Annotated in this window: 27 protein-coding genes and 1 riboswitch; of the genes, 12 read left to right on the top strand and 15 right to left on the bottom strand. The window is 31.0% G+C overall.

The genetic code is table 11. The features are described from left to right. Window positions 1–6 precede the first annotated feature (6 nt). From OB7_RS02740 to OB7_RS02695, 10 genes are read right to left on the bottom strand one after another with little or no spacing between them, the layout of a single operon-like run. The gene (locus tag OB7_RS02740) at window positions 7–345 is read right to left on the bottom strand and encodes a flagellar protein FlaG (protein ID WP_114702478.1); all 339 of its coding nucleotides are present in this window, start codon (window positions 343–345) and stop codon (window positions 7–9) included. Between the two features lie 40 nt (window positions 346–385). After that, the gene (rbfA, locus tag OB7_RS02735) at window positions 386–766 is read right to left on the bottom strand and encodes a 30S ribosome-binding factor RbfA (RefSeq protein WP_012580408.1); all 381 of its coding nucleotides are present in this window, start codon (window positions 764–766) and stop codon (window positions 386–388) included. Beyond that, a complete protein-coding gene (locus tag OB7_RS02730; protein WP_012580409.1) occupies window positions 756–1613 on the bottom strand; it encodes an HDOD domain-containing protein in 858 nt (285 codons plus the stop codon). Before OB7_RS02730 ends, rbfA begins: the two co-directional genes overlap by 11 nt. 4 nt (window positions 1614–1617) lie before the next feature. Next, the gene (locus OB7_RS02725) at window positions 1618–3015 is read right to left on the bottom strand and encodes a sensor histidine kinase (protein WP_012580410.1); all 1398 of its coding nucleotides are present in this window, start codon (window positions 3013–3015) and stop codon (window positions 1618–1620) included. 11 nt (window positions 3016–3026) lie between these two features. Beyond that, complete coding sequence (argS, locus tag OB7_RS02720; RefSeq protein ID WP_114702477.1) at window positions 3027–4658, bottom strand: arginine--tRNA ligase; 1632 nt, start codon at window positions 4656–4658, stop codon at window positions 3027–3029. Between the two features lies 1 nt (window position 4659). Further along, window positions 4660–5244: a ribosome biogenesis GTP-binding protein YihA/YsxC gene (gene yihA / locus OB7_RS02715; protein ID WP_114702476.1), complete on the bottom strand. Its 585-nt coding sequence runs from the start codon at window positions 5242–5244 to the stop codon at window positions 4660–4662. Then, window positions 5225–7597, bottom strand: a complete 2373-nt coding sequence (lon, locus tag OB7_RS02710) for an endopeptidase La (protein WP_114702475.1) — start codon at window positions 7595–7597, stop codon at window positions 5225–5227. Before lon ends, yihA begins: the two co-directional genes overlap by 20 nt. Further along, on the bottom strand, window positions 7545–8063 hold the full coding sequence (gene tsaE / locus OB7_RS02705; protein WP_012580414.1) for a tRNA (adenosine(37)-N6)-threonylcarbamoyltransferase complex ATPase subunit type 1 TsaE: 519 nt from the start codon (window positions 8061–8063) through the stop codon (window positions 7545–7547). The genes lon and tsaE overlap by 53 nt, the downstream gene beginning before the upstream one ends. A gap of 8 nt (window positions 8064–8071) precedes the next feature. Next, window positions 8072–8209 (bottom strand): DUF2905 domain-containing protein, encoded by a 138-nt coding sequence (locus OB7_RS02700; RefSeq protein ID WP_004102707.1) that lies wholly within the window; start codon window positions 8207–8209, stop codon window positions 8072–8074. After that, the gene (locus OB7_RS02695; protein ID WP_012580416.1) at window positions 8196–9080 is read right to left on the bottom strand and encodes a PSP1 domain-containing protein; all 885 of its coding nucleotides are present in this window, start codon (window positions 9078–9080) and stop codon (window positions 8196–8198) included. The genes OB7_RS02700 and OB7_RS02695 overlap by 14 nt, the downstream gene beginning before the upstream one ends. Before the next feature lie 215 nt (window positions 9081–9295). Between OB7_RS02695 and fabF the strand changes: the two genes are divergently transcribed. The 12 genes from fabF (at window position 9296) to OB7_RS02635 (ending at window position 20412) form a co-directional block, all read left to right on the top strand. After that, complete coding sequence (fabF, locus tag OB7_RS02690; protein WP_012580417.1) at window positions 9296–10522, top strand: beta-ketoacyl-ACP synthase II; 1227 nt, start codon at window positions 9296–9298, stop codon at window positions 10520–10522. A 2-nt stretch (window positions 10523–10524) separates the two neighbouring features. Further along, window positions 10525–10935: a 3-hydroxyacyl-ACP dehydratase FabZ gene (gene fabZ / locus OB7_RS02685; RefSeq protein ID WP_012580418.1), complete on the top strand. Its 411-nt coding sequence runs from the start codon at window positions 10525–10527 to the stop codon at window positions 10933–10935. A 5-nt stretch (window positions 10936–10940) separates the two neighbouring features. Beyond that, on the top strand, window positions 10941–11873 hold the full coding sequence (gene fabK / locus OB7_RS02680) for an enoyl-[acyl-carrier-protein] reductase FabK (RefSeq protein ID WP_012580419.1): 933 nt from the start codon (window positions 10941–10943) through the stop codon (window positions 11871–11873). After that, entirely contained in the window at window positions 11870–12373 is a 504-nt protein-coding gene (locus OB7_RS02675) for a biotin transporter BioY (RefSeq protein WP_012580420.1), read from the top strand. Before fabK ends, OB7_RS02675 begins: the two co-directional genes overlap by 4 nt. Beyond that, window positions 12370–13263, top strand: coding sequence for an ACP S-malonyltransferase (gene fabD / locus OB7_RS02670; RefSeq protein ID WP_114702471.1), 894 nt, complete (start codon window positions 12370–12372; stop codon window positions 13261–13263). Before OB7_RS02675 ends, fabD begins: the two co-directional genes overlap by 4 nt. Window positions 13264–13419: 156 nt before the next feature. Next, a complete protein-coding gene (locus tag OB7_RS02665; RefSeq protein ID WP_012580422.1) occupies window positions 13420–13845 on the top strand; it encodes a DUF4234 domain-containing protein in 426 nt (141 codons plus the stop codon). A 45-nt stretch (window positions 13846–13890) separates the two neighbouring features. Next, window positions 13891–14002, top strand: a riboswitch (TPP riboswitch). Window positions 14003–14071: 69 nt separating this feature from the next. Then, entirely contained in the window at window positions 14072–14845 is a 774-nt protein-coding gene (locus OB7_RS02660) for a sulfide-dependent adenosine diphosphate thiazole synthase (RefSeq protein ID WP_012580423.1), read from the top strand. After that, window positions 14845–16122 carry a phosphomethylpyrimidine synthase ThiC gene (thiC, locus tag OB7_RS02655; protein WP_114702470.1) on the top strand — a complete coding sequence of 426 codons (1278 nt, stop codon included), beginning with the start codon at window positions 14845–14847 and terminating at the stop codon, window positions 16120–16122. Before OB7_RS02660 ends, thiC begins: the two co-directional genes overlap by 1 nt. Window position 16123: 1 nt before the next feature. Continuing rightward, window positions 16124–16849 (top strand): TIM barrel protein, encoded by a 726-nt coding sequence (locus OB7_RS02650; RefSeq protein ID WP_012580425.1) that lies wholly within the window; start codon window positions 16124–16126, stop codon window positions 16847–16849. Beyond that, a complete protein-coding gene (locus OB7_RS02645) occupies window positions 16849–18057 on the top strand; it encodes a thiamine-phosphate synthase family protein (protein WP_114702469.1) in 1209 nt (402 codons plus the stop codon). Before OB7_RS02650 ends, OB7_RS02645 begins: the two co-directional genes overlap by 1 nt. Window positions 18058–18151: 94 nt before the next feature. Beyond that, window positions 18152–19111: a 6-phosphofructokinase gene (gene pfkA / locus OB7_RS02640; RefSeq protein ID WP_114702468.1), complete on the top strand. Its 960-nt coding sequence runs from the start codon at window positions 18152–18154 to the stop codon at window positions 19109–19111. Continuing rightward, on the top strand, window positions 19108–20412 hold the full coding sequence (locus tag OB7_RS02635) for an amidohydrolase (protein WP_114702467.1): 1305 nt from the start codon (window positions 19108–19110) through the stop codon (window positions 20410–20412). The genes pfkA and OB7_RS02635 overlap by 4 nt, the downstream gene beginning before the upstream one ends. On the opposite strand, the gene hydE is transcribed toward OB7_RS02635, so the two are convergent. From hydE to OB7_RS02610, 5 genes are all read right to left on the bottom strand, one after another. After that, window positions 20385–21410 carry a [FeFe] hydrogenase H-cluster radical SAM maturase HydE gene (hydE, locus tag OB7_RS02630; protein WP_012580428.1) on the bottom strand — a complete coding sequence of 342 codons (1026 nt, stop codon included), beginning with the start codon at window positions 21408–21410 and terminating at the stop codon, window positions 20385–20387. The two genes, OB7_RS02635 and hydE, sit on opposite strands and share 28 nt — an antisense overlap. Further along, a complete protein-coding gene (locus tag OB7_RS02625) occupies window positions 21394–21642 on the bottom strand; it encodes a hypothetical protein (RefSeq protein ID WP_012580429.1) in 249 nt (82 codons plus the stop codon). The genes hydE and OB7_RS02625 overlap by 17 nt, the downstream gene beginning before the upstream one ends. Beyond that, complete coding sequence (gene hydG / locus OB7_RS02620) at window positions 21629–23044, bottom strand: [FeFe] hydrogenase H-cluster radical SAM maturase HydG (protein ID WP_114702466.1); 1416 nt, start codon at window positions 23042–23044, stop codon at window positions 21629–21631. Before hydG ends, OB7_RS02625 begins: the two co-directional genes overlap by 14 nt. Before the next feature lie 4 nt (window positions 23045–23048). Further along, window positions 23049–23297 (bottom strand): TM1266 family iron-only hydrogenase system putative regulator, encoded by a 249-nt coding sequence (locus OB7_RS02615; protein WP_004102744.1) that lies wholly within the window; start codon window positions 23295–23297, stop codon window positions 23049–23051. A gap of 158 nt (window positions 23298–23455) precedes the next feature. Then, on the bottom strand, window positions 23456–25207 hold the full coding sequence (locus OB7_RS02610) for an NADH-dependent [FeFe] hydrogenase, group A6 (protein WP_114702465.1): 1752 nt from the start codon (window positions 25205–25207) through the stop codon (window positions 23456–23458). Window positions 25208–25392 lie beyond the last annotated feature (185 nt).

The following is a 25392-nucleotide window of genomic DNA, read 5'->3' as shown; positions in this document are numbered from 1 at the left end:
CCTCACTTATGCATGTTCATCAAAGACCATGCCTAAGAGCTCCTCTATATTTTTTGCTAACTTTAATGCAACTTCAGGTGGAATCTGCCTTATGATTTCTCCTGTATCTTTTTCTTTTATTTTTACTATAATCATCCCTGTTTCTTTATCAATTTTAAATTCTGCTTCTGCATTAAAAATCACTTTAAGTTTTTCCAAATTTTCTTTAAAAATATTAGCGGCAAATTCTGGATCCGCCTTTTCCTTATTTCTTTGTTGAACAATATCACTTGTTTTTACATTTCTATCACTATAAATTATCTGATCATCTACTCTTCTATTTTCCACCCCTTTAATTCCATCCATAACATTTGCCTCCCACAATTAAAGTGTAATATACCTCAATTTAATTATCGGAACCATTTTCATCTTCTTTAGACATAATTTCATCCAGTAACTTATTTATTCTAACACTTTCTTCTATACCTTTGTCCTCTTTAAACCTCAGTTCAGGTGCAGTATAAAGTCTTACATTTTTTGCTACAAAAGTTCTGAAATATCCTTTATACTTTTCAAGTAATTCTACAGCTTTTTTTCTCTGCTCGCTATTTCCAATAACACTGACGAATACATCTGCAAATCTTCTATCTTTGGAAATCAAAACACGTGAAATAACTATATAATCTTTTAAATATTCAAATTCAGGTTCTTTTATTTTTTGGATTGCTTGAGCAATTAATTCCCTAATATAGGCTTCTATTTTTTTATTTCTGTATTCAGGTCTCATTATCCTCTCCTCCTTCCATAAGGTCCTTAGCTTTTGCTAAAGAATCTTTAGATTTAACAATTAATTTCAATAAATCTGACGGTTTAATTCCCAGTACTTTAAATGTATCTTTTGAAAGAATTGGATCACCAAAAGATCCGGAATAGCCTGGATACAATAAATTTGATATATAATTAGAAAGGTGTACTATAAAAACTATACTATTGAAACCTGGCGAAGTATTTTCTTCTGGTTCATCATGAAACTTTGAAACAATTTGGTATAATTCAGGAAGTTGCCATTTTTCAATCAAGTAACTACCTATTTCGTTATGAGTTTCAACTTCTAACATCTTCTCAAGTTTATATAAATTTATCTTTGATTCCCTACTTTTATTAACTATCATAGTCAAATATTCTGGAAAAGCTATATCAAGAACAATTTTCCCCACATCATGTAAAAGACCAGCCATAAAAGCCTCTTCTTGTTCAGGATATCCAATATTTTTAGCAACTACCTCAGAAATAATTGCTGTCGACATAAAATGTTTCCACAGCATTTTTTTATCTATCTTTGATGTCCCCCTATTTAATGAAGAATAAGTAAATAAAGATAAAGCTAAATTCCTAACAGTTTTAAACCCCAAAATCATGACTGCTTCACTAATTTTTGTGACCTTTTTTGGTAAACCATAATATGCTGAATTTACAAGTTTTAACACTTTTAATGAAAGAGTAGGTTCAGTAGAAATAGCTTTTTCCAGTGTTTTAACCGAAGCATCTGGATTTGAAGCAATATTAATTATTTGTTGCACGTGAAAATCTGGTGTTGGTAATTCTTCAATATCTTTTAAAAGTTCCGCTATCACTTTATCACTTCCTATATGGAATAACCAATTCAAACGTTGTACCTTCTCCTAAGGTGCTATTCACATTTATTTTTCCACCGTGAAGTTTAATTATTTCCTGGACTATAGTTAACCCCAGACCTGTTCCTGGAACTTCGTATGTTAGACTTCTATCCCCTCTATAGAATTTTTCGAATATTTTTTCTTTGTCTTCTTGTGAAATTCCTATTCCGTTATCTTCAATAATTATGCTTAAGTTTTCTTCTTTCTTTTCAACTGATATATTTACGTATCTTTCTTCTTTAGATTTATCCGAAAATTTTATGCTATTGTCAACTAAGTTATGTATTGCTTGTTTAATTCTTCTTTTGTCAGCTGATATAGAAATACTTTCACAACTTACATTAATTTTTACTTTGTATTTTTCAGCTAGTTGTTTCAAGTTTTCAACCACTTCTTTAATTAATTCACACAAATCAAACTCACTATATTCAAGTTCCATGGTGCCAGATTCTATTAAAGTAAAGTCTAACAGATCATTCAATAAGCTCTCTAATCTTTCACTCTGTTCATAAACCGTTTCAAGGAATTCTCTTTGACTTTCTCTATCAACTTCCATATTGAGTAATGTTTCTGTATATGCTTTAATCGCAGTTAGGGGTGTTCTAAGCTCATGAGATATGTTTGCGACAAATTCTGTTTTCATTTTGTCTAATTGTTTTAGTTTTTCTAATTCAATTTCATAGGTTACATTATTGAAAGTAACAACATATTTTGTTTCATTTGAAAAATTAAATTTAACCTTAACTATAGTATAGTAGTGATTGTTAAATTCTTTTGTTAGAATTTTTCTTTCATCATTTATTGCTGATTTTAAAAATTCATTAATATGAGGGGCTGAATCCAATATTTCCTTTGCAAAATCATTCAGAAATTCTATCCTTCCATTTTCGTTTAAAACAAAAATACCTTCATTGATCGAGTTTAAAACATCTGACATAAATTTTTCTGACTTTTTTATTTGATCAACCAAAATTAAATTTTCTACAGTGACACCTGTTAGAAAAGCAAATGTTTGTAATAAATTTAATATTTCATTATTTGGTTCATTTTTTGTTAGCAACAAAATTACCCCTAAGAGTTTGTTCTGTTTGACAATTGGAATTATTCCAATAAACTTATCTTCTTCTGAAAAAAATGCTGGTAAAAGTCTTTGCTTTATCCAAGCAATATAATCTTCAAACTTTTGAATGTCTAACATTTCAGGTTCATAATAAACTATTTTATCTTCTTTCATTACAAGAGCTTTTTCATAATTTAGAACACTTTTAACGGAGTTTAATAAAGCTTTGTAAACCTCCATTTCACTTGTAGCTTTTCCAATTTCATGCATGAAAGATGAAAAAAGAAGATCTAAGTTCAAATTATCACCTTCTACATTTTTTCAGGTGCACTTATTCCAAGAAGTTCAAAGGAAATTTCAAATACATTTTTTAAGGCAAAAATAAGGTTCATTCTTGCATTTGACAGAGATTTATTTTCTTCATCTAAAATTTTGTATTTTGAATAATAGCTATGAAATTTTTCTGACAAGCTAAATATATAATTTGTTAAGTAATGAGGTGAAAGCTTTTCTTCAACTTGATATAGTGAGTGGATGAACTCATCCATCATTTTTATTATACTCATTTCATGTTCATTTTCCAAAAGTTCAATATTATCTAAAATTTTAAAATCTATATCTTTTTCTTTTGCTTTTTCGAAAATACTATTTATTCTTGCATATGCATATTGTACATAATATACAGGATTATCATTTGATTTTGATTTTGCAAGTTCAAGGTCAAAAATAAGATGTGTATTTACATCGTTCATAGCAAAAAAGTATCTTGTTGCATCTTTTCCAACTTCTTTAATTAACTCATCAAGTGTAATGAAATTTCCTGCTCTTGTACTCATTTTTACTATTTCATCATTCCTCTTTAAAGTTACAAATTGATGAAGTATAAAGTGGACAAAGCTTTCATCAATATCTAATAATTTCATAGCTGCAATCATTCTCGGAATATGTCCGTGATGATCGCTTCCAAAGATATCATATACCCTGTCATATCCTCTAGTAAATTTGTAGTAATGATAAGCAATATCAGTTAAGAAATAGGTGTAAGTTCCATCACTTCTAATTAAAACTTTATCATTTTCGTCTATAACTTTTGAAACTTTTAACCAAACTGCCCCGTCTTTTTCATAAATCATATTCTTTTCTTTAAACTTATTAAGAACAATATCTACATAACCTTTTTCTATTACAAAGCTTTCCTTGACTTTAGAATCAAAGCCACAATCAAGCATTGATAAGGTGTCATCCATGGTTTTTAAGATATTTTCAACAGAATATTTCATGAAAAATTTTTCAACTTCATCATCCCATTTTTCTACATATTTATTACCAATTTCATCTTTAAGTTTTTTAGCAAAATCTATCAAATAATCTCCTCTATAACCATCCTCTGGAAGTTCATATTCTTTTCCGAACAATTCATTGTATCTAACCCATAAGGACCTTCCTAAGAGTCTTATTTGTCTTCCAGCATCATTAATATACATTTCTTTTGTTACATCATATCCAAGAAATTCTAGTACATTACCAAGAACATCTCCTATAACAATTTGTCTTCCATGGCCCACTGTAAACGGACCAGTTGGATTTGCACTTCCATACTCTAATTGTATTTTTTTATTATTTTTTTGAATTTTCCAGTATGCCTTTTCCTTTTTTATCATTTCTGAAAGAATGCTAAGATAGAAATCTTTTGATATTCTAAAATTTATGAAGCCAGGACCGGCAATTGTAACTTCAGAAAAAATGGATTCTTTTGAAAGCTTGTCGACAAACAATTTTGCAACCTCTCTTGGAGGTTTTTTAAAATGCTTACTTCCAATAAGTGCTATATTTGTTGAATAGTCTCCAAAATTTTCATCAGGAATTTCAACGTTAAATTGATATTCGAGACCTTCTTCACGCAAAATACTTTCTAAACGCTCATTTATAACTTCCCTAATCAATTCAAACACCTCCAAATATTTCTATTAATTCATAAATTTTTTCTATTCCTTCTCTTGTGATGGCAGAGTATGGAATAATAGTGTAATTTTCTCCGTAAAGATCATTGTAATACCTAATCATTTTAGCTCTCTCAGAATTTTTCAATTTATCCATCTTAGTCATAACAATTGCAAAATCTAATTCTAATTCTTTCAACCATTCAAGTAATATTTCATCATTTTTTTGAAGTTCATGTCTGCCATCAATTAAGACAAAGACTAATTTTATATTCCAAGCTCTTTTTGAAAAATAATTTTCAATTATTTTTTGCCAACGCGCTCTCTCTTCTACAGAAACTTTTGCATAGCCATATCCAGGTAAGTCAACAAAATAAAATGAATTATTTATTTTGTAAAAATTTATGGAGGCCGTTTTTCCGGGCTTTTTACTTGTTTTTGCTATGTTTCTACCAGTTAAAATGTTTAAAAGTGTTGATTTACCAACATTTGATCTACCTACAAATACAAATTCTCCATTCAATGATTCTGGATACTTATCATTACTTTTATATATAGTTTTTACAAGTTCAACACTCTTTATTTTCACAAATTAATGCCTCCTTTAAAACCTCATCTATTTCCTTTACAAAGATAAAGTTAATATCAGATTTTACTTCTTCAGGTATTTTTTCAATATCAAATCTATTTTGATATGGTAGAATTATTTTTTTAATTCCTTTACGGTATGCAGCTAATACTTTTTCTTTAATTCCGCCAACTGGAAGAACTCTACCTCTAAGTGTTATTTCACCTGTCATAGCGATGTCATTTCTAACAGGGATCTTTTTTACAGCTGAAACCAGACTTGTAACTATTGTAACACCTGCACTAGGTCCGTCTTTTGGAACAGCACCTTCTGGAACATGTATATGTATATCGTTTTTTTCAAATATATCCATACAATCTTTTCCGCAAATTTTTTTAGTAAGACTTAGAGCGATTTGTGCAGATTCTTTCATAACATCGCCTAATTTTCCCGTAAGTATTAAATTTCCCTTTCCAGGGAATAAAGTACTTTCAATAAAAAGTGTTGTTCCACCATACGCGGTCCAAGCAAGCCCGGTTGAAACACCAATTGTTGGTTCTTCTAATTTATTTTCTTCAAGTATTTTTGGTGCTCCTAAAAATTTTCTTACTCTTTTTTCTGTTATTATTACCTTATTTTTACCTTCAACTATCTCAAGAACAGCTTTTCTAATAATTGCCCTAATCTTTCTCTCAAGCTCTCTAACTCCAGGTTCAAGAGTATAATCAGATATAATATGATTAATTGCTTCATTTTTAAATATAATTTGAGATTTTTTTATATCAATTTCTTCTAGTGCTTTAGGAATAATATATTCTTTTGCTATATAATATTTTTCAGTATTTGTATAGCTCGGTATTTCTATTATCTCCATCCTATCTCTAAGAGCATCTGGAATATTATAAAGAGTATTAGCAGTGGTTATAAACAAAACCTCGGATAAATCAAAAGGCAATTCTAGATAATGATCAACAAAATCTTTGTTTTGTTCAGGATCAAGTACTTCTAATAAAGCTGATGCAGGATCTCCTTGGAAACTTATACCCATTTTGTCGATCTCATCTAACAAAAGAACTGGATTTTTTACACCAGCTTTTCTAATTAGCTGAATTATTCTTCCGGGAAGAGCTCCTACATAAGTTCTTCTATGCCCTCTTATTTCTGCTTCGTCTCTTAAACCACCCAAAGACATTCTTAAAAATTTTCTTCCTAATGCCTCTGCAATTGATCTTCCAAGTGAAGTTTTTCCAACACCAGGAGGTCCAACAAAACAAATTATGGGTGCTTTCATTGACTTTGAAACTTTTCTAGTTGCCAAGAATTCTAGAATTCTTTGTTTCGGCTCTTTTAGCCCGTAATGGTACTTCTCAAGTATTTCTCTAGCATTTTTTAAATCTAAATTTTCTTCACTTTTTTCTTTCCAAGGTAAGTTAAGTATCCAATCAAGATAATTTCGAATAACATTTGCTTCTGGTGAATAGGGAGACATTTTCTCAAGTCTATTAAGTTCAAATCTTGCTTTTTCTTTTACAAAATCTGGATAATCCCCTTTTTCTATTTTCTCTTCAATTTCTTTTATTTCGGCATCTTCTTCTCCGCCTAACTCTTCTCTAATTACCCTAAGTTTTTCTCTTAAAAAATATTCCTTCTGCGATTTTTCAATCCTTTGTTTGACTTTTTGATCGAGTTGATGTTCAATTTCTAACAATTCAGTTTCTTTAGACAAAAGTTCTAGGATTTTTTCAAGTCTTTTACCTGGATGTAATATTTCTAACAACTCTTGTTTTTCTTCAAGATTTCCTGGACAAATTGAAGCAGCAAGATCTGCAAAAATATCAGGATCTTCCATATCTTCCAAAAACATTAAAGCATCTGTAGGAAGTTTTCTTGAATATTGGATATACTTTTGCATTTCATCTCTTACAGCTCTCATTAAAGCTATTAGTTTTTTCGTCTTCCTATATTTTGATTTTAAGAGCTCTATTTCAAATTTAAAATATTTTTCTTCAACTGACTTTATCCATTTTGCTCTTGAAAGTCCTTCAACTAAAACTTTAAAAGTTCCATCTGGGAGTTTTCCTATTTGCATTATTCTTGCAACTGTTCCTACTTTGAATAGATCATCTTTTGTAGGATCTTCAATCTTAGTATCTTTTTGATTAACAAGAAAAATTAACTGTTTGTAATTTTCCATTGAATCTTCAAGTGCATATAAAGATTTTTCACGACCAACATAGAAAGGTACTACAGTATTAGGATAAACTACAACATTACTTCTCATTGCTATAGCAGGTAATATATCAGGTATTTCTATTTCTTCTTCATTCAATTTTGCTACTTTCTTTTCCAATTTTTCGAACTTTTTCTCGGTCATCTTGCCACCTCCTTAAATCTTCTATCAAGTCTAAACTAGAAAGTTTTGTATCGATTATTATTTCCACATTCCTTTTTCCATCATTTCTATGAAAAAAATTTAATGTTATACCTTTCTCAGTAAAATAGTTTTCAAATAGATTACTCCATTCGATTAAAAATATTCCATCTTCATCTTCGAAATTTTCTTCTAGTACATAAAAAAGTTCATCAGGACTTTCTAATCTATACAAATCTACATGGTAAATTGTTTTATAACCTTCGTATACGTTTACAATCGAGAAAGTTGGGCTACTTACTAAATCAGGATCAACACCAAAATTTTCACAAAAAAATTTTGAAAACGTTGTTTTACCAGCTCCAAGATCTCCGTTTAAATAAAGAAATCTGACTGGATACTTAATATAAAATTTTGAAATAATTTGCGAGAGTTTTTTTAAATCGTTTAGTTCTAATGCCTCAAACATCAAGTGTATCACCTTCTAAAAAGACTCATAACAATTGTTAATATAATGCTTAGTATAATCATGCTTGTAATTGGTATTATAAGAACAAAATTGCCTCTTTTTATAACAATATCTCCAGGCAAAGGAAAAATTTTACTCTTCTCCATTAAAAACATCATCAGTGATATCAAGATCAATATTATCCCTGTTGTCATCAACAATTTCCACATTATTACCACCTCTAAAATAATCAAAGGGTAGAGCTATAGTTTCACCGTCTTTTGTGTATATTGTTACCTTTTTTAGAAACACATTTACAGTAATAACTTTTGCATCTTTACCATTATATTTAATCATACTTCCTTCATCTGGAATGTTTTTCAATGCGTCTATGTAGAAATCATACTCAAATTTTAAGCAGCAAAGTAATCTACCACATGGACCAGTAATTTTTGCGGTATTTATCATCATCTGTTGCCTTTTTGCATGTTTTAGAGTAATACTGTCAAAACTTCTAAGCCAGTAAGAACAGCATGACTTTTTTCCACAAAGTCCCAAACCTTTTATAAATTTCATTTCATCTCTGGCACCGACTTGTCTAAGTTCTATTCTTGTTTTAAATTCTTTAGCAATATCTTTAACAAGTTCTCTAAAGTCTACTCTGTTTTTAGAACTAAAATAAATTACTAGTCTTGAACCATCAACCATCATTTTTGAATATAAAACCTTCATGTTTAGACCATGTTTTTTTACAAGTTGTTTTGTAACTTCAAATGCTCTTTTTGCAATTTCTTTATTTTTCTCAATTGTTTCTAAATCTTCTTCAGTAGCTTTTCTAATTATTGGTTTTAAATCGTACCCTATATCATCTATGCTCATTTGCCTTTTACCAATTCTTACAACTCCATAGTCTAAACCAAACTCACTAATAACAATAACTGTATCATTTACTTTTATATCTTCGCCATTTTCAGTATAATAAATAATCGGTCCCATAGGTATCAATTCTACACCGTATACCTCAGCTGTTAATTCCATCTTTTTTTCCTCCTAAAATTTTTTTCTTATAAAATTATACCACGAATGTTATTATATAAATAGCTTTTCAATATTTTTAAATTCCGTTATTGTGTTAAGATTAATGTAACTAATTTCGCGGATGATGATAAATAAAAGCATGATAAGTTTGCTTGACTTAAAAAAGTTAAACTGATATAATTTTACTTGTAAAAATATTAATAGGAGGTGTAAATGTGAAAAGAGTTGTTATAACTGGAATGGGGACCATAAATCCAATTGGAAAAAATATTTCCGAGTTTTCTGAAAATCTGAAAAAAATGCATATAGGAATAGATAAAATTTCAAGCTTCAATGCTGAAAATTTACCTGTAAAAATTGCTGGAGAAGTAACAGGTTTTGTGCCAGAAGAATACATTGATAAAAAATTATCTAAACGTATTGATAGGTACACTCAATTTGCACTTGTTGCTGCAAAAGAGGCTATTGAAAACTCAAAGATCAATTTTGAAGGAATAGAAGAAAGAGTTGCGGTAATAGTAGCAAGTGGTATGGGAGGATTTATAACTCTCGACAAACAAAATGATGTTTTCAAAGAACGTGGTGCAAATAGAGTTAGTCCATTTATGATCCCAATGATACTTTCAAATATGGCAAGTGGTGTTGTTGCAATGAATTATAAGCTAAAAGGACCTAATTTTTCAGTTGTTAGTGCTTGTGCAAGTTCAGTTCATGCTATTGCTTTGGGAGCACTTTTAATAAGGCACGGCTATGTGGATGTAGCTGTTGTAGGTGGTGCAGAAGCTACTATTGCTCCATTACCAATTGCAGGTTTTGCGGCTATGAAAGCTTTGTCTACAAGGAATGATGAGCCGAAAAAAGCTTCTAGGCCATTTGATGTTGAAAGAGATGGTTTTGTAATGGCAGAAGGAGCCGGAATACTAATTTTAGAATCCGAAGAATTTGCTAAAAAGAGAAACGCAAATATATTAGCCCAAGTTAAGGGTTTTGGAATGAACGATGATGCTTATCATTTTAGTGCTCCTGATCCTCAATCAAAAGGTTCTACATCAGTAATGCTTCAATCATTAAAAGATGCAAACCTTTCTCCGGATGAAATTGATCTTGTAAGCTGTCATGCTACAAGTACACCAGTTGGTGATGAACTTGAAGCTCAAGCAATTTTGAATGTTTTTGGAGAAAGGAATAATTTATTTGTAAATTCAACCAAGGCTTTAACTGGACATTTATTAGGAGCAGCAGGTGTTGTAGAAACAATTGCAGCAATATTAGAAATGAATGAAGGTTTTGTACATGGAATGCCAAATCTTGAGAAACCTGATGAAATTGCTTCGAAATTAAATTTAGTTAAAGAAACTAGAGAAGCAAAGATTAATAATTTTCTTAAAAATTCGTTCGGTTTTGGTGGTCATAATGCTTCTGTTGTTATTGGGAGGTACTAATAATGAAAAAAGAGGAAATAATGAAAATTTTGCCTCATAGAGATCCTATTTTGCTTGTTGACAGAGTTGTTGAAAAAGGAGAAGATTATATTGTTGCTGAAAGAGAAATTAAAGATTCTGATCCTATATTTAAAGGTCATTTTCCAAATTACCATATATATCCAGGTGTTTATATTTTAGAAGGTCTTGCACAAACTGCAGGAATACTGCTTTTAAAAGGAAATGATGAAATACCATTATTTTTAGGGATTGATAATGCGCGTTTTAAAGGAGAAGTAAGGCCCGATTGTACACTAAGATATGAAGTTAAGATAAAAGAAATAAAAGCTGGAGTAGTGTTTGTAGATGCAAAAGCATATGTTAGTAGTAAAATGGTAGCGAAAGCAGTTCTATTATTAGGTTCAAAGAGGTGAATTTTATGAATAGAATTTGCAAACTCTTTAATATTAAATATCCAATATTGATGGGTGGAATGTCTTGGGCTGGTACACCAAGACTTGCTGCAGCTGTATCAAATGCTGGAGGCCTAGGAATAATAGGTGCAGGAGCTATGAAAGGTGAAGACTTACAAAATGCGATTGATGAGGTAAGAAAACACACAGATAAACCATTTGGAGTAAATATAATATTAGTGTCACCGTTTGCAGATGAACTAGTTGAAGTTGTATTAAAAAACAAAGTTCCAGTTGTAACATTTGGGGCGGGAAATCCAACAAAATACATAAATGATTTGAAAAGTACAGGGATTAAAGTTGTTCCAGTAGTTGCTTCGGAAAATCTTGCTCGACTTGTTGAAAGGACTGGAGCTGATGCAGTTATTGCTGAAGGAATGGAATCTGGTGGGCATATAGGCGAAGTTACAACTTTTGTTTTAGTTAACTCTGTATCAAAGAGTGTAAAAATTCCTGTAATTGCTGCAGGTGGAATTGCAGATGGAAAAGGAATGGCAGCTGCTTTTGCGTTAGGGGCTGAGGGAATACAAATGGGAACAAGATTTATTGCTAGTAAAGAAGCAGAAGTTCATGAAAACTTTAAAAATTTAATTATAAAATCAGGAATAAGAGATACTATTATTACTGGAGCAAGTTTGGGTCATTCAGCAAGAGTTATAAAAACTAAGTTTGCAAAAATAGTCAAAACTTTGGAAGTTGAAAGTCCACAAGATGCCGAAAATATATTGGTTGGTAGCCTTAGAAAAGCTGTTCAGGAAGGAAATATTGAGCAAGGCTCTTTCATGGCAGGACAGAGTGTTGGGTTAATTAAAGATATAAAGCCTGTACACGAAATTATTGAAGAAATAATGGAAGAATTTAACGAGACTGTGAGAAAATTAGGGGAGGTAAGGTTATGAAAACTAAAGATATATCATTAGTTGCGTTATTTGTAACTTTAACCATAGTCGGAGCACAAATATCAATTCCAATTGGGACTGTACCTATAACTTTACAGGTCTTAATGGTATTTTTAACTGGTTATTTTTTAAAACCCACACTTGCCCTTTTAACACAATCTATTTATCTTCTTTTAGGTATCATTGGCCTTCCTGTTTTTGCTAACTTTTCAGGAGGATTTGCAAGTATAATTGGTCCAACTGGTGGATATTTAATTGCTTTTCCTTTAGCTGCTTGGATAATTTCTCTATCTAAGAAAGATTATTTTTCTATGTTTTTACATGGGATATTGGGAATTGCAATCATCTACACATTAGGGGTTTTGGTTTTAAATTATCATTTGCACGATTTTAAAAAAGCTTTTATGATCGGAGTTGTTCCATTTATTGGAATAGATTTTTTGAAAATGTGCTTAGCAGTTATAATTTCAAAAAGAGTTTTAAAGGTGGTGGAAGCATGAAAGCTTTTTTATTTCCAGGTCAAGGTTCACAATATTCTGGAATGGCAAAGGATTTTTCTAAATATCCATTTTGGAATGATCTAAGTAAAAGAGCAGAAGAGGTGCTTAATATTGATTTAATAAATATCATGAATGGAGATGAAGAAACTCTAAAGTTAACCGAAAATGCGCAACCTGCAATATTTTTAGCTAGTTTTGTGGCTTTTAAACACTTAGAAAGCTTAGGAATAAACTATGATATATTTGCAGGGCATAGCCTGGGAGAGTATACCGCCTTTGCTGCAGCTGGGGTATACGATTTTGATTTTGGAATATATTTGGTAAGAAAAAGGGGAGAATATATTTCTCAAGCAATCGAGCCGGGAAAAGGAAGTATGGCTGCGGTTCTAAAAATCTCTGCTGAGAAAGTAGAAGAGCTTGTTAAAAATTATGAAGGTCTTTATGTTGCAAATTATAATTCTTCAACACAAACAGTTATAAGTGGTTTGAAATCATCTATTCAAAAATTTATAGAAGATTGTAAAAATAAAGGTATTAGAGCAACAGAATTGGTTGTTTCTGGACCTTTCCATACTCCCTTTTTAGAAAGTGCTCGCGAAAAACTTTCTAAAGAAATAGAACATGTTAAATTCAAAAAACCAAAAGTTCCGATTGTTTTAAATAGTACAGCAAAAGAATCGACTGACCCAGAGGAATTAAAATACTATTTACTTGAACAAATAGCAGGACCAGTTTACTGGTTGCAATCGATAAGAAGAATGTTAGAACTTGGAGTAGAAGAATTTATTGAAGTTGGTCCTAAAAATGTTTTATCAAATATGTTAAAAAGAGAAAAGATAGATATTATTCATTTTAGTGAGATAGAAGAAATAGAAGATTCCAGAGTTTGAAGATAAAAGTTGAATATTTGGAAATTTCTTATCTTGAAAACATGGCTTCAATTTGTTTGAAGCCATGTTTTTTATTTGTTGAAAATATTTGACTTTAATCGATTATTTTTTTATACTTAGAATAGTATTAAACAAAAAAATGGAGGTATATTAATAATGATTATTTCTTTTTGGGGTTATACATTTTTTTCAATTTTAGCTAATATTTTTGTTTTCTTTAATGAACCTATTTCGCAAATATTGTTGACTATTTCATCGTTATTTTTAATGTTTTTACTATTCTTATTTGGTAGAAAAATTGGAAAGAAATTTAATGTAAACTTTATGTGGATTTTTTATATAGCGTTATTTCTTGCACTTTTCTCTCTGCTTCCTTTGTATTTAACCTCATCATATTTTACGTATTTTGTTGCGCAGTTTATGAGTTTTCTATTTATTTTGTTATATCTTAAGGTAATATTGAGTATAATAAAGTCAAAAAAATCAATTTTTAAGTTTATTGTATTTTCCATACTAACTCTTGGAATATATTCTTACTTTTTCTTTTATGACATTATAAAAGAAATTAAAAAACTAAATTGACATTTTAAAAATTTAGTAGTACTATATTAGTGTAAGAAAAGTGAATAAAATCCCAAGGGGAGCTCCATAATCCGGGGCTGAGAGGAAGGTGGAAACCTTCGACCCTTAGAACCTGAACCGGGTAATACCGGCGGAGGGATTGGGAAGGAAAAGATAAGAGTCTATAAGTTTATAATAACCCCTCCGCTTTTGCGGAGGGGAATTTTTTATTAAGGAGGTAGACGGAATGTGGGATTATGAAGTTTCCAAAATTATTGTAGAAAGGTTTTTTGAAAAATTGAATGATAATTTGAACGTTGATGTAGCCATTGTCGGAGGTGGTCCAAGCGCTTTATCGGCTTCCTACTATCTTTCAAAAAAAGGATTGAAAGTTGCTATATTTGAAGCAAAAAACGAACCTGGTGGTGGTACATGGGGTGGAGGAATGATGTTTAATGAACTAGTTGTTGAAAACGATATTAAATCTTTTTTAGATGAATTAGGAATGAATTACTTAATTAAAAACAATTTTATTTCAGTTGATTCTGTACATTTTGCGTCTTCTTTGCTATACAATGCTACTAAAGCTGGTGCAATTTTATTCAATAATGTTATAGTTGAAGATATTGTATTATATGAAAATAAAGTGAATGGAATTGTAATAAATTGGGCACCAGTTATAAGGCAAAAACTCCATGTTGATCCTATAACAATTATGGCAAAGTTCGTAGTTGATGGTACGGGACATCCTGCAAATGTTGTGAATATGTTAGTTGATAGAGGAATTGATATCGACCTTCCTATAGGGAAAATTAGGGAGTATCCTATGAATGCAAAAGAAGGAGAAAAATTTGTAGTTGAAAATACTAAAGAAGTTTTCCCAGGACTTTACGTAATGGGAATGGCTGCAGTTTCAGTAGGTGGTGGCCCCAGAATGGGACCAATTTTCGGCGGGATGATTAAATCAGGTTTAAAAGTTGCAAATAAAATATTAGAAAAATTATCCATAGAGGTGAAATAATGACGCTAATTGAAAAGGTTAAAAATGGTGAAAAATGTAGTGAAATAGAAAAAATTGCTGAGCATGAAAATGTTAGTGTAAATAAAATTATAGAAGGATTATTGAATGGAAAAATTGTAATTCCGCACAATAAAAATCATACGTCATTAAAAAAGTTTATGGGAATTGGTGAAGGTTTAACTGTAAAAGTAAACGCAAATATTGGAACATCATTTGGATATGATGATTTTGAATATGAAAAAGAGAAATTTAATACTGCCAAAGCTGTGGGAGCAAATAGTGTTATGTTACTTTCAACATGGGGGAATCTAGATGAGCAAAGAGAATTCATAATTAAGAATTCAGATATTCCCGTTGGAACTGTTCCAATTTATGATGCAGCTGTAATTTCTTATCAGAAAAAAAAGAATGTTGTTGATTTTAGTGAAAAAGATTTCTTAAAAATATTTGAGAAACATGCAAAACAAGGTGTGGATTTCGTGACCTTACATATAAGTATAACTAAAGATATCGTTAAAAAATTAAAAAGCTCAAAAAGAATAATGAAAATAGTTAGTAGAGGTGGATCAATTATTGCAGGATGGATAATTAAAAACAATCTAGAAAATCCGTTTTACAAATACTTTGATGAAGTACTTGATATTGCAAGAGAATACGATGTAACTTTAAGTCTTGGTGATTCATTAAGACCAGGGAACTTATTTGATTCTTTAGACAGATTACAATTAGAAGAATGGTTTATATTTGAAGAATTGGTTGAAAAGGCTAGAAAAAAGAATGTTCAAGTAATGTTAGAAGGTCCAGGTCATGTTCCACTTGATCAGATAGAAACAACAGTAAATTTAATGAAAAAATATGGAAAAAATTCACCGGTATTCTTACTTGGCCCTATAGTATTAGATATTGCTCCTGGTTATGATCATATAACTTCTGCAATAGGAGCAGCAATTGCTGCAAGAAGTGGAGCAGACTTTATTTGTTATGTGACTCCTTCAGAACATTTATCTTTGCCAAATGTTGAAGATGTAAAAAAAGGTGTTATTGCTGCAAAAATTGCTGCTATGGCTGCAGATTTTTCAAGAGGAAAGTTTATTGATGAAAATTACAAATTAGCAATTTCAAGGAAAAATTTAGATTGGCAAGGGATAAAAGAAGTATCACTTGATAAAGAAATTGTTGAAAGATATTTAAGTGCTCGCCCCTACTCAGGAAAAGGTTGTTCTATGTGTGGCCCATTTTGTGCTCTTAAAGTTGTAGAGGAGTATTTAGAAGAATAATATGCAAAGGCTGGGAGTATCTACAAGTGTTGTAAAAAGTGATTTAAGGATGATCAAATATTTAACAGAAAAATTTAAATTTTCAAATCTATTTGAAATTGGATTTATAGATCCAAAGTATATTAACAATTTAAATGTTATAAAAGGCAAATCCATAGGAGTCCATTCACCATTTATCTTTAAATTGAAAAATCATCCAAAATTAACACATTCAGACTACCATTTTACATTTTCTAAAATTTTAAGAAGTGCATATTTTGCAAAACAAATAAAGTCAGAATATTTAATAGTCCATTATCCGGATGCGCTTCAAAATGATGAATGGAATAAAAATTTATTTCTTTTGGAAGAACTAAACAGTATTATAAAAATAAGAATTGAAAATACTTATGGAAATAAATTTTTTTATAGTGAAAAAGACTATAAAAATTTATGTCAAGATTTAAATTTAAAACTATGTATAGATATTGGACATCTTCTTTTGGATGAGAGAATAAATCCTTTTAAATTTATTGAATTCTTGGAAGAATATATTGAAGAATTCCACATTTACTATGCAGATAAAAAGATTTATAAAATATGTCATCACAAACCTTGGAGTGAAAATAAATACTATATTGAATTACTAAAACTAATTATGAAATTAGATGCAGATATTGTTATTGAATCTACGCCACAATGCAATAAAGATTTGGATAAACTTTTAAAATTTTTGGGGGTGATTTAATGAAAAAAATGTTAATCATTTCTGGGCTTGACCCATCATCTGGGGCTGGATTGATTCAAGATATATCAGTAGCAACAGCTATGGGAGTAAGTATATATTCAACAGTAAGTGCATTTACCGTTCAGACATTAACAAAATCATTAAGTGTAAGATTTAGAGATACAAATGAGATTCTTGAAGAAATTAAATACTTTGATGATGTTGGAATTATAAAAGTTGGAATTGCAAATCCTGAGATTATAGAAAAACTTAGAGATATATATAAAGATACAATAATTGTTTGGAATCCTGTTTTACAATCATCAAACGGCTTGAAATTTTTAGATGAAAATATAGTTAAAAACTATATTAAACTTTCTGACTTTGTTGTTGTAAATAGTGAAGAGGCAGAAAAAATAGGAAAATTTGATAATATGATTATTACTGGTGGGCATTTAGAAGGCGAGTATATAAAAATAACCTATAAAGGAAAAGAATTTTACCATGAAAGATTAAATGGTAACTTTAGAGGCACAGGTTGTGTATTTACAACTCTCTTTTCGTGCTTAGTTTTAAAAGGATATCCTGCTGAAGAAGCAATAAAAGAAGCCGGGAATATAATTTTAAAAGTTTTAAAAAGATCATCACAAAGAGTTGAAGTGGAAAAGCTTTCAAGCGATTGGATAAAATATGAAACCTTGGATGAACTTAATAAAATAATGTTAGACATTATGGAAATTGGTAGATATACAATTCCAGAAGTTGGGCAAAACGTTTCATATGCAATTATGGGAGCAAAAAATGAAGAAGAAGTCGCAAAATTTCCCGGAAGAATAAGATTAGTCAATGACAAACCATATTTTATTGGAAAAGCAACTTTTGAAGGAAAATCTCATACTGCCAGAATGACGATTGAAATGATGAAGAAATTTCCCTACATGAGATGCACAACCAATGTAAGATATGAAGAAGATTATATTGAAAATGCTAAAAGATATGGTTTAAAAGTTTACGAGTTAAAACGTGAAAAGGAACCAGAAGAATTTAAAAATATAGAGGGACAATCATTAAAATGGGGAATAAATAGTATTATTGAAAATTTAGATACACCTCCAGATGTAATATACGACAAAGGATTTTGGGGTAAAGAAGCAATGATAAGAGTTTTTGCAAGAAATCCACAGGAAGTAATAAAAAAAGTAAGGCTTATTATTGGCATAAATTCGTAAAAATTGTTAATTATCCACCACTATTTATTGAAAATACCTTATTTTGTGGTATTATATTATATGTAAACTAATTTTATGAGTAAGGAGGCATTTTATGAAAAAAATTGCTGTTATGACTAGTGGTGGAGATGCCCCTGGAATGAATGCCGCCATTCGTGCTGTAGTTCGTTATGCTGTAAGAAATGACATTCAAGTTCTTGGAATTCAAAGAGGCTACGCTGGACTTTTGGATGAAGATTTTATAGAAATGGATTTTGCATCCGTTGGTGGAATAATGGAAAAAGGTGGAACGATTCTTAGAAGTAGTAGATGTCCAGAATTTGTGAGAAAAGAGACAAGACAAGAAGCTGCAAAAATCCTTGCAAAACATGGTGTAGAAGGATTAATTGTGATTGGCGGTGAGGGGAGTTTACATGGTGCAATGTTTCTTGAAGAAGAACAAAAGGTGCCAGTAGTAGGTATTCCAGGCACAATTGATAATGATATTGCAATGACTGACATGAGTATTGGTGTTGATACTTGTTTAAATACAGTTGTTGATGCAATTCAAAAGTTAAAAGACACTGCATCTTCTCACGAGAGAGCATTTATTGTTGAAGTTATGGGAAGGTCGTCCGGATATATTGCAACAGTTGCTGGTCTTGTAACTGGTGCTGAGGCAATAGTAATTCCAGAAATCCCCGTAAATTATGAAGCATTAGGAAATAAAATTTTGAAAGAAAGGGAAAGGGGTAAAATTAATTGTATCGTTGTTGTAGCTGAAGGTGCTGCAAGTGCTTATACAGTTGCAAGGCATTTAGAACATAGGATTGGATATGAAACAAGAATAACAATTTTGGGGCATATTCAAAGAGGAGGTTCACCTACAGCTTTTGATAGGTTACTCGCATCAAGAATGGGAGTTGCCGCTGTGGAATTTTTAAAACGTGGAAACAGCTACGTTATGACTGCGCTACAAGGTGGTAAAATTGTGCCTGTTAAACTGGACGAAGTTCTTAAACAGAAAAAATCTCTAAATATGGAATTGGTTGAGTTAACTGCATTACTATCATGATAAAAATTAAAAATGCATTTGTATGGGATAATGGACGTTTTTTAAAGAATGATTTGTATGTAAAAAATGGAATATTTGTTGATGATTGTAAAAATTGTGCCCAAGAAATAGACCTGGAGGGGAAATACATCCTTCCAGGTTTTTCTGATTCCCATGCTCATGTATTAGGAGTAGGGTTAAGCAAATTAATGCTTAATTTAAATAGTAATAATTTTCAAGATGAAGTATTTTCATCTAGCGAAGAAATAATACTTGGACGTGGCTGGACTGAAATTAATGATAAATACCTTTTTGATTCAATAACAAAGCCTGTGATTTTAATTAGGGTTTGTGGACATGTTGCATATCTAAATAAATATGCTCAAAAGATACTAGGATTTAATGATTATTTTATCTATGAAAATGATTTAGAAAAAATTTGGCGATTACTTCCCGAAGAATACTATATTAAGGCTTTTAAGACTGGAGAATATGAATTTATTTCTAAAGGAATAACTAGTGTACATTCAGATGATTTACATGGAATTGACTTTGAAACATTATTAAAACTTTTAAATGATAGTAAGCTGAGAATATATGAAAAGTTATTTGCGGAGACACCTTGGAATTACGAATTCAACAAGGAATACGGTATTTCAAAGATTTTTGGGATAAAACTTTTTGCAGATGGTTCATTAGGTGGAAAAACAGCTTTCTTGTCAAGACCATATAAAAACTCAAAAAATTATGGAACATATACTTTACCAGAAAATTTTAAATTGATTTTAGACTTTGCAGAAAAAAATAATGTACAAGTTTGTGTTCATGCAATTGGAGATGAAGCAATATCAAGACTTATAGAACTTTTTGGAAGGTACAATAAACATAGAATAATTCATGCACAGCTTATTAAAGAAAAAGATTTTGAAAAATTAAAAAATTTTAAATTTTCGGTTCAACCTCATTTTTACTTTGAAGATCAAAAAATTTTAGAAAACATCGACACATCAGGATTAATGCTCTATCCATTCAAAAGAATGTTTGATGAGGGCTATTTAATTTCATTTTCAAGTGATGGGCCTGTTTCTCCTATTGATCCTAAATATATTATTTCAAGTGCCTTAAAGTTAGGCTTTTCATTTGAAGATAGTATTAAATTATATACTGAATATTCTGGAAATATGATTAATGAAAAAATTGGGCTTTTAAAGCCCAATTATAAAGCGGATTTTATTGTATTCAAAGACAAAAATTTGGAAAAACTTGAAATGGTATTTATAAATGGAGAAAAAGTCTATGATGCTTTAACCCTAAATCCATAGCTTTTTCCAACTTCCCTATTTAAACTTTTTATCATTGCTCTTGTACATTCAATACAACTTGTATCTGCTTCAAATAAGCATATCTTATTTGGATATAATGTATAATTTGGTCTATATGGATTTGGAGTTAAGTTTGGCATAATTACATTAGCCCCATATTTTAATGCTAATTGTCTTCCAAAAGGATGCAAGCTTCCCATTGCAGTAGTTGCCGGAATATTTGCTGTTGGGATTAAAATTCGTGCAAGAGCTATGATTTTTAACGTTGTCTTTAGATCACCGCCTTTTTCGTCTTTCAATGGTGTATCTGGATTTGGTATAAAAGGACCAATTCCTATCATATCTGAATCTAGATCTCTTAAAAAAATAAGATCTTTTGCAAGTTCAATGGGCCCCTGCCCGGGAAGCCCAACCATACATCCTGCTCCTACTTCGTAACCTAATTCTTTTAATTTAAACAAGTGTCTTTTTCTATTTTCAAAAGTATCACTTGGATGGAGTTTATTGTATAACGCTTCATCTGCAGTTTCGTGTCTCATTAAGTATCTATCTGCTCCTGCTTCTTTCCATGCCTTATATTCATCAAACTCTCTTTCACCGATACTTAAAGTTATTGCAACATCGAACTTTTTTATTTCTTTTATTAAATTAGACATAATTTCCTTTGTATAATATGTATCCTCACCGGATTGCAATACAACAGTTTTTATGCCTCTTTCAGCAATTAATTTTGCCCTGTCAATTATTTCATCAATTTTCATTCTATATCTTTTAATATTTTTATTTGGAGCCCTCAGACCGCAATATAAACAATCCATACGGCAATAATTTGAAAATTCAATAATTGCCCTGACATGAACTTCATTTCCAACATATTTTTCTCTAATTTCATTTGCATAATTTAATATCTCTTCATCATATTTCTCATTTTCAATTATATGCGCAAGTTCTTCAATGGTAAGAGAGTCTTTTCTTAATTTCTTAATTATTTCGTGCACAATCAACCACCTCTTGAATAAGCTTTTTAAATTCTTCATCACTTCTTTTTAAATTCTCGACAAAAATTATAAATTTATCATCTTCATATACCACCATTGGTGGTAAATAATATTCATTCCCTGCCTTTTCTATAAAAGATATTCTACGGCCTATTTTTTTGTTGATCCAAATTTTGCAATTATACTTTCTTGCAATTTTTTCTAAGATGCTCTTTAAATTACAATCTGACATCTCGGTCCCCCTTGTTTATTCTTTCTAAACCATCTAAAACAATCTTTTTCTGCTTTTCATCTATTTTTTTAATTTCTTTCTCCAAAACTTTTTTTCCTTCCTTATAAGTCTTTTCAGAAGCGTAATCATTTAAGTACTCATTCAATGTAAAAAGAGCGTTGGGGGTACAAAATCTTTTGACAAATCCGGGAATTGCAAATTCCATAAAGTGTTCTCCTGTTCTTCCTGCTCTATAACAAGCAGTACAGAAAGAAGGTATATACTCTTCTTTTAGAAGTTCGTAAATCACCTCATCAAGTGTTCGTGTATCTCCTAAGATAAACTGACTCTTTCTTATCACCTCTGGATCAGTTTCAGAATATGAACCAACACCTATGCTAGATCCTGCATCAATTTGAGATACACCAAGTTTTAAAACTTCCCTTCTGAGATCTGCCGGTTCTCTTGCTGTTAAAATTAAACCAGTATATGGAACAGCAAGTCTTAGAACGGCAACTAATTTTTTAAAATCTTCATCACTAACTTGATAAGGAGGTCTTTCGGCTATAGGTGTTCCAACTGCTGGCTCTATTCTTGGGAATGAAATTGTGTGTGGTCCTACTCCAAAGCGTTCTTCAAGATGTAAGGTGTGATATATTAATCCCATTACTTCAAATTTCCAATCATATAGTCCAAATAAAGCACCTATTCCAACATCATCTATTCCAGCAAGCATTGCCCTGTCAAGCCCATATAGCCTCCATGCAAAATTGGATTTTGGGCCGCGAGGGTGGAGCTTTTTGTATGTTGGATAGTGATAGGTTTCTTGAAAGATCTGGTATGTACCTATTCCCACCTCTTTTATGATTTTATATCCTTCAACAGTTTGAGGAGCAGCATTAACATTTACTCTTCTAATTTCGCCGTTACCATGTTTGGTATTATAAATAATATCAATTGTTTTAGCTATAAATTCAGGGGAATATTTTGGATGTTCTCCATATACTACAATTAAGCGTTTGTGGCCTTTTGAAACTAGTGCTTTTACTTCTTCTTTCAATTTTTCAAAGGAAAGTGTTTTCCTTACAACCTCTTTATTTGATATTCTAAAACCACAATATTCACAATCATTGATACAATCATTTCCAATGTATAGTGGTGCAAACAAAACTATTCTGTTACCATATACTTTTTCCTTTAAAGTTCTTGCTGCCTCAAATATTTCCTCCCATTGCTTTTCATCTTTTGCATTCAAAAGAGTAGCAACTTCATCTGGATCAAGTCTTTGTTTATTGAGAGATTTTTGTAATATATTGCGTATTTTTTCACTATCTGGATTAAGATTTGAGGATAGATTTTCTTTTATCTTTTTTTCATCGATAAAAGTTTTTTGTGTATCTTTTTCTTTAATAAACACATACATACTTTCACCCCTTTGTAATTGGAATACTTTTTACTTTCACATTTTTTATTTGTCCTAATTTTCCAGTAAAACTTCCCAATATGTCGTTTGTAGCTTTAAAGAGGACAAAGATTACTGCCATATTTTCGCTTTCTATTGGATATCCAACTCTAAGTTTAATATACCTTGAAAAATCATGTAAAATTTGATTCACTTTTTCATATGCATCGTCTCTATTTGTAACAATAATGTCTACTGTATAAAACCTTTCCATATAAAAATCCCCTTTCCTTTTTATTTTCCAAGGAAAGGGGAAAATTAATGCATTATTAGCATTTTCTAGCTTTTTCCCCTTTCCTTGGTGTCAGGATAAACTTCCCTCAACCTCAGAAAGGAATATTTTATTTAATTTTTAAAAGCTTTTAAAGGACCTTATTCTGTAACTACTTTATTTTTAACTGATCTATCTGTATAGTAAGTGTGTAGTAATTCGTGAGCAATATGGCTATTTGGTTTTTCAAGAAATTCTTCATAAAGCTTTTGAATATCTGGATTTTCATGTGATCTTCTAAGTGTACTAAGTTCGTCAATTGAGTAGATTGCCGAAGCACGCTTTTTGAGAATATCTGGATCTAGGCTCTTTGGTTGTCCACCACCACCTATACATCCACCAGGACATGCCATTATTTCAATAAAGTCATAATATCTTACTCCGTCTCTTATATCGTCTAGAAGTTTTTTTACGTTTGCAGTTCCATGTGCAATTGCAACTTTTAATTTTTTACCTTCTATATCAATTTCGGTTTCTCTAATACCATCTAATCCTCTTACTGCATTGAATTCAAGTTTTGGTAATTTTTTGTTTGTAATAAGTTCATAAGCGGTTCTAAGAGCAGCTTCCATAACCCCACCAGTAACGCCAAAAATTGCACCGGCACCAGTAGAAGTTCCAAGTGGATTATCAAAGTCTTCATCATCAAGCCCAATAAAGTTAATTTGTTTCATCTTTATAAGTTTTGCAAGTTCTCTTGTTGTAATAACATAATCTGTTGTTTTAATTTCTCTTCCATCTTCTAATTTTATCTTTTGTTGTGGCCTTGTAATTTCATCTTTCTTTGCAGTACATGGCATAATAGATACCATAATTATATCTTCTGGATCTACCCCAATCTTTTTAGCAAAGTATGTTTTAACAATAGGACTCATCATTTGTTGAGGAGATTTCGCACTTGAAGCATTGTTGATAAATTCAGGATATTCTTTTTCTAACAAATTGATCCAACCTGGACAACAACTTGTAAACATTGGAAATGGCCCACCATCTTTTATTCTTCCAATAAGTTCTGTGCCTTCTTCCATAATTGTCAAGTCAGCAGCAAAGTTTGTATCGAAAACATAATCAAATCCCAATCTTCGAATTGCAGCAACCATCTTACCTGTACTTACTGAACCTGGTTCCATACCAAATTCTTCACCTATTGCAACTCTTACTGAAGGAGCTGTTTGGGCGACTAAAATTTTGTTATCCTTTTTATCTAATATTTTAAGTACTTTTCTCCAATCGGGAGTTTCATAAATTGCGCCAACTGGACAAAGGTATGCACATTGTCCGCATGAAATACAGTTAGTTTCATAGACAGGCATATCAAATGCAGTTTGAGGAATGGTTTTATAACCTCTTTCGATCATGGAGTAGATATTCATTCCTTGAATTTCACTACAAACTCTTACACATCTTTGGCATTTTATACATCTAGAAAGATCTCTTTGGATTGAAGGACTGCTATCATCAAATACATCTGGAAGGTCCGAGACTTTAAATACAGGTCTAATATTATATTTTTGAACAAGCCTTTTTAGTTCACATCTTTGATCCGCTTCACAATACATACAATCGTTTGGGTGATTTGCCATTATAAGTGATAAATTAAACTTTACAGCATTTTCTACTCTTTCAGAATTCGTATTTATTTTAATTCCGTCATATACTTTGGTTGTACATGCAGGTTGAAGTGTTCTAGCACCCTCGATTTCTACGACACAAACTCTACAAGCTCCTATTGGCTCTAGCTCTGGATGATGACACAAAGTTGGGATTTCCATACCAAGTTTCTGGGCTGCCTCTAATACGGTCAAATTATCTGGAACTTCATACTCCTTTCCATTCAAAAAAATTTTTGCCATCATATCCCTCCTTAGATCTGTATTAACGATTTTTTTCACATTCTATCCCCATAAACGAGCTATCATATCCTTTATGTTTTTTTCTTTCTCAAGTAAATTATATCACAAAGTATTACCATTTGAAAAGTATCAAACTTGTGAATTTTTGTGATAAATTTATTTTTTTGAAATTAATTAAACAAAAT

This window comes from Thermosipho africanus Ob7 (assembly GCF_003351105.1).
Taxonomy (GTDB): Bacteria; Thermotogota; Thermotogae; order Thermotogales; family Fervidobacteriaceae; genus Thermosipho; species Thermosipho africanus.
Note: the sequence above shows the minus strand (reverse complement) of the source record. Positions and strands in the feature narration are given on the sequence as shown.

Bases quoted from the DNA above. Each gene is read 5' to 3' on its own strand.
- thiC (WP_114702470.1), top strand. From the start codon at position 14,845: ATGACGCTAATTGAAAAGGTTAAAAATGGTGAAAAATGTAGTGAAATA.
- hydG (WP_114702466.1), bottom strand. From the start codon at position 23,044: ATGTATGTGTTTATTAAAGAAAAAGATACACAAAAAACTTTTATCGAT.
- fabD (WP_114702471.1), top strand. From the start codon at position 12,370: ATGAAAGCTTTTTTATTTCCAGGTCAAGGTTCACAATATTCTGGAATG.
- OB7_RS02695 (WP_012580416.1), bottom strand. From the start codon at position 9,080: ATGGAATTAACAGCTGAGGTATACGGTGTAGAATTGATACCTATGGGA.
- OB7_RS02740 (WP_114702478.1), bottom strand. From the start codon at position 345: ATGGATGGAATTAAAGGGGTGGAAAATAGAAGAGTAGATGATCAGATA.
- lon (WP_114702475.1), bottom strand. From the start codon at position 7,597: ATGACCGAGAAAAAGTTCGAAAAATTGGAAAAGAAAGTAGCAAAATTG.
- pfkA (WP_114702468.1), top strand. From the start codon at position 18,152: ATGAAAAAAATTGCTGTTATGACTAGTGGTGGAGATGCCCCTGGAATG.
- OB7_RS02700 (WP_004102707.1), bottom strand. From the start codon at position 8,209: ATGGAGAAGAGTAAAATTTTTCCTTTGCCTGGAGATATTGTTATAAAA.
- OB7_RS02645 (WP_114702469.1), top strand. From the start codon at position 16,849: ATGAAAAAAATGTTAATCATTTCTGGGCTTGACCCATCATCTGGGGCT.
- OB7_RS02665 (WP_012580422.1), top strand. From the start codon at position 13,420: ATGATTATTTCTTTTTGGGGTTATACATTTTTTTCAATTTTAGCTAAT.
- OB7_RS02635 (WP_114702467.1), top strand. From the start codon at position 19,108: ATGATAAAAATTAAAAATGCATTTGTATGGGATAATGGACGTTTTTTA.
- rbfA (WP_012580408.1), bottom strand. From the start codon at position 766: ATGAGACCTGAATACAGAAATAAAAAAATAGAAGCCTATATTAGGGAA.
- OB7_RS02610 (WP_114702465.1), bottom strand. From the start codon at position 25,207: ATGGCAAAAATTTTTTTGAATGGAAAGGAGTATGAAGTTCCAGATAAT.
- fabK (WP_012580419.1), top strand. From the start codon at position 10,941: ATGAATAGAATTTGCAAACTCTTTAATATTAAATATCCAATATTGATG.
- tsaE (WP_012580414.1), bottom strand. From the start codon at position 8,063: ATGTTTGAGGCATTAGAACTAAACGATTTAAAAAAACTCTCGCAAATT.
- fabZ (WP_012580418.1), top strand. From the start codon at position 10,525: ATGAAAAAAGAGGAAATAATGAAAATTTTGCCTCATAGAGATCCTATT.
- OB7_RS02675 (WP_012580420.1), top strand. From the start codon at position 11,870: ATGAAAACTAAAGATATATCATTAGTTGCGTTATTTGTAACTTTAACC.
- OB7_RS02625 (WP_012580429.1), bottom strand. From the start codon at position 21,642: ATGTCAGATTGTAATTTAAAGAGCATCTTAGAAAAAATTGCAAGAAAG.
- OB7_RS02660 (WP_012580423.1), top strand. From the start codon at position 14,072: ATGTGGGATTATGAAGTTTCCAAAATTATTGTAGAAAGGTTTTTTGAA.
- OB7_RS02615 (WP_004102744.1), bottom strand. From the start codon at position 23,297: ATGGAAAGGTTTTATACAGTAGACATTATTGTTACAAATAGAGACGAT.
- OB7_RS02650 (WP_012580425.1), top strand. From the start codon at position 16,124: ATGCAAAGGCTGGGAGTATCTACAAGTGTTGTAAAAAGTGATTTAAGG.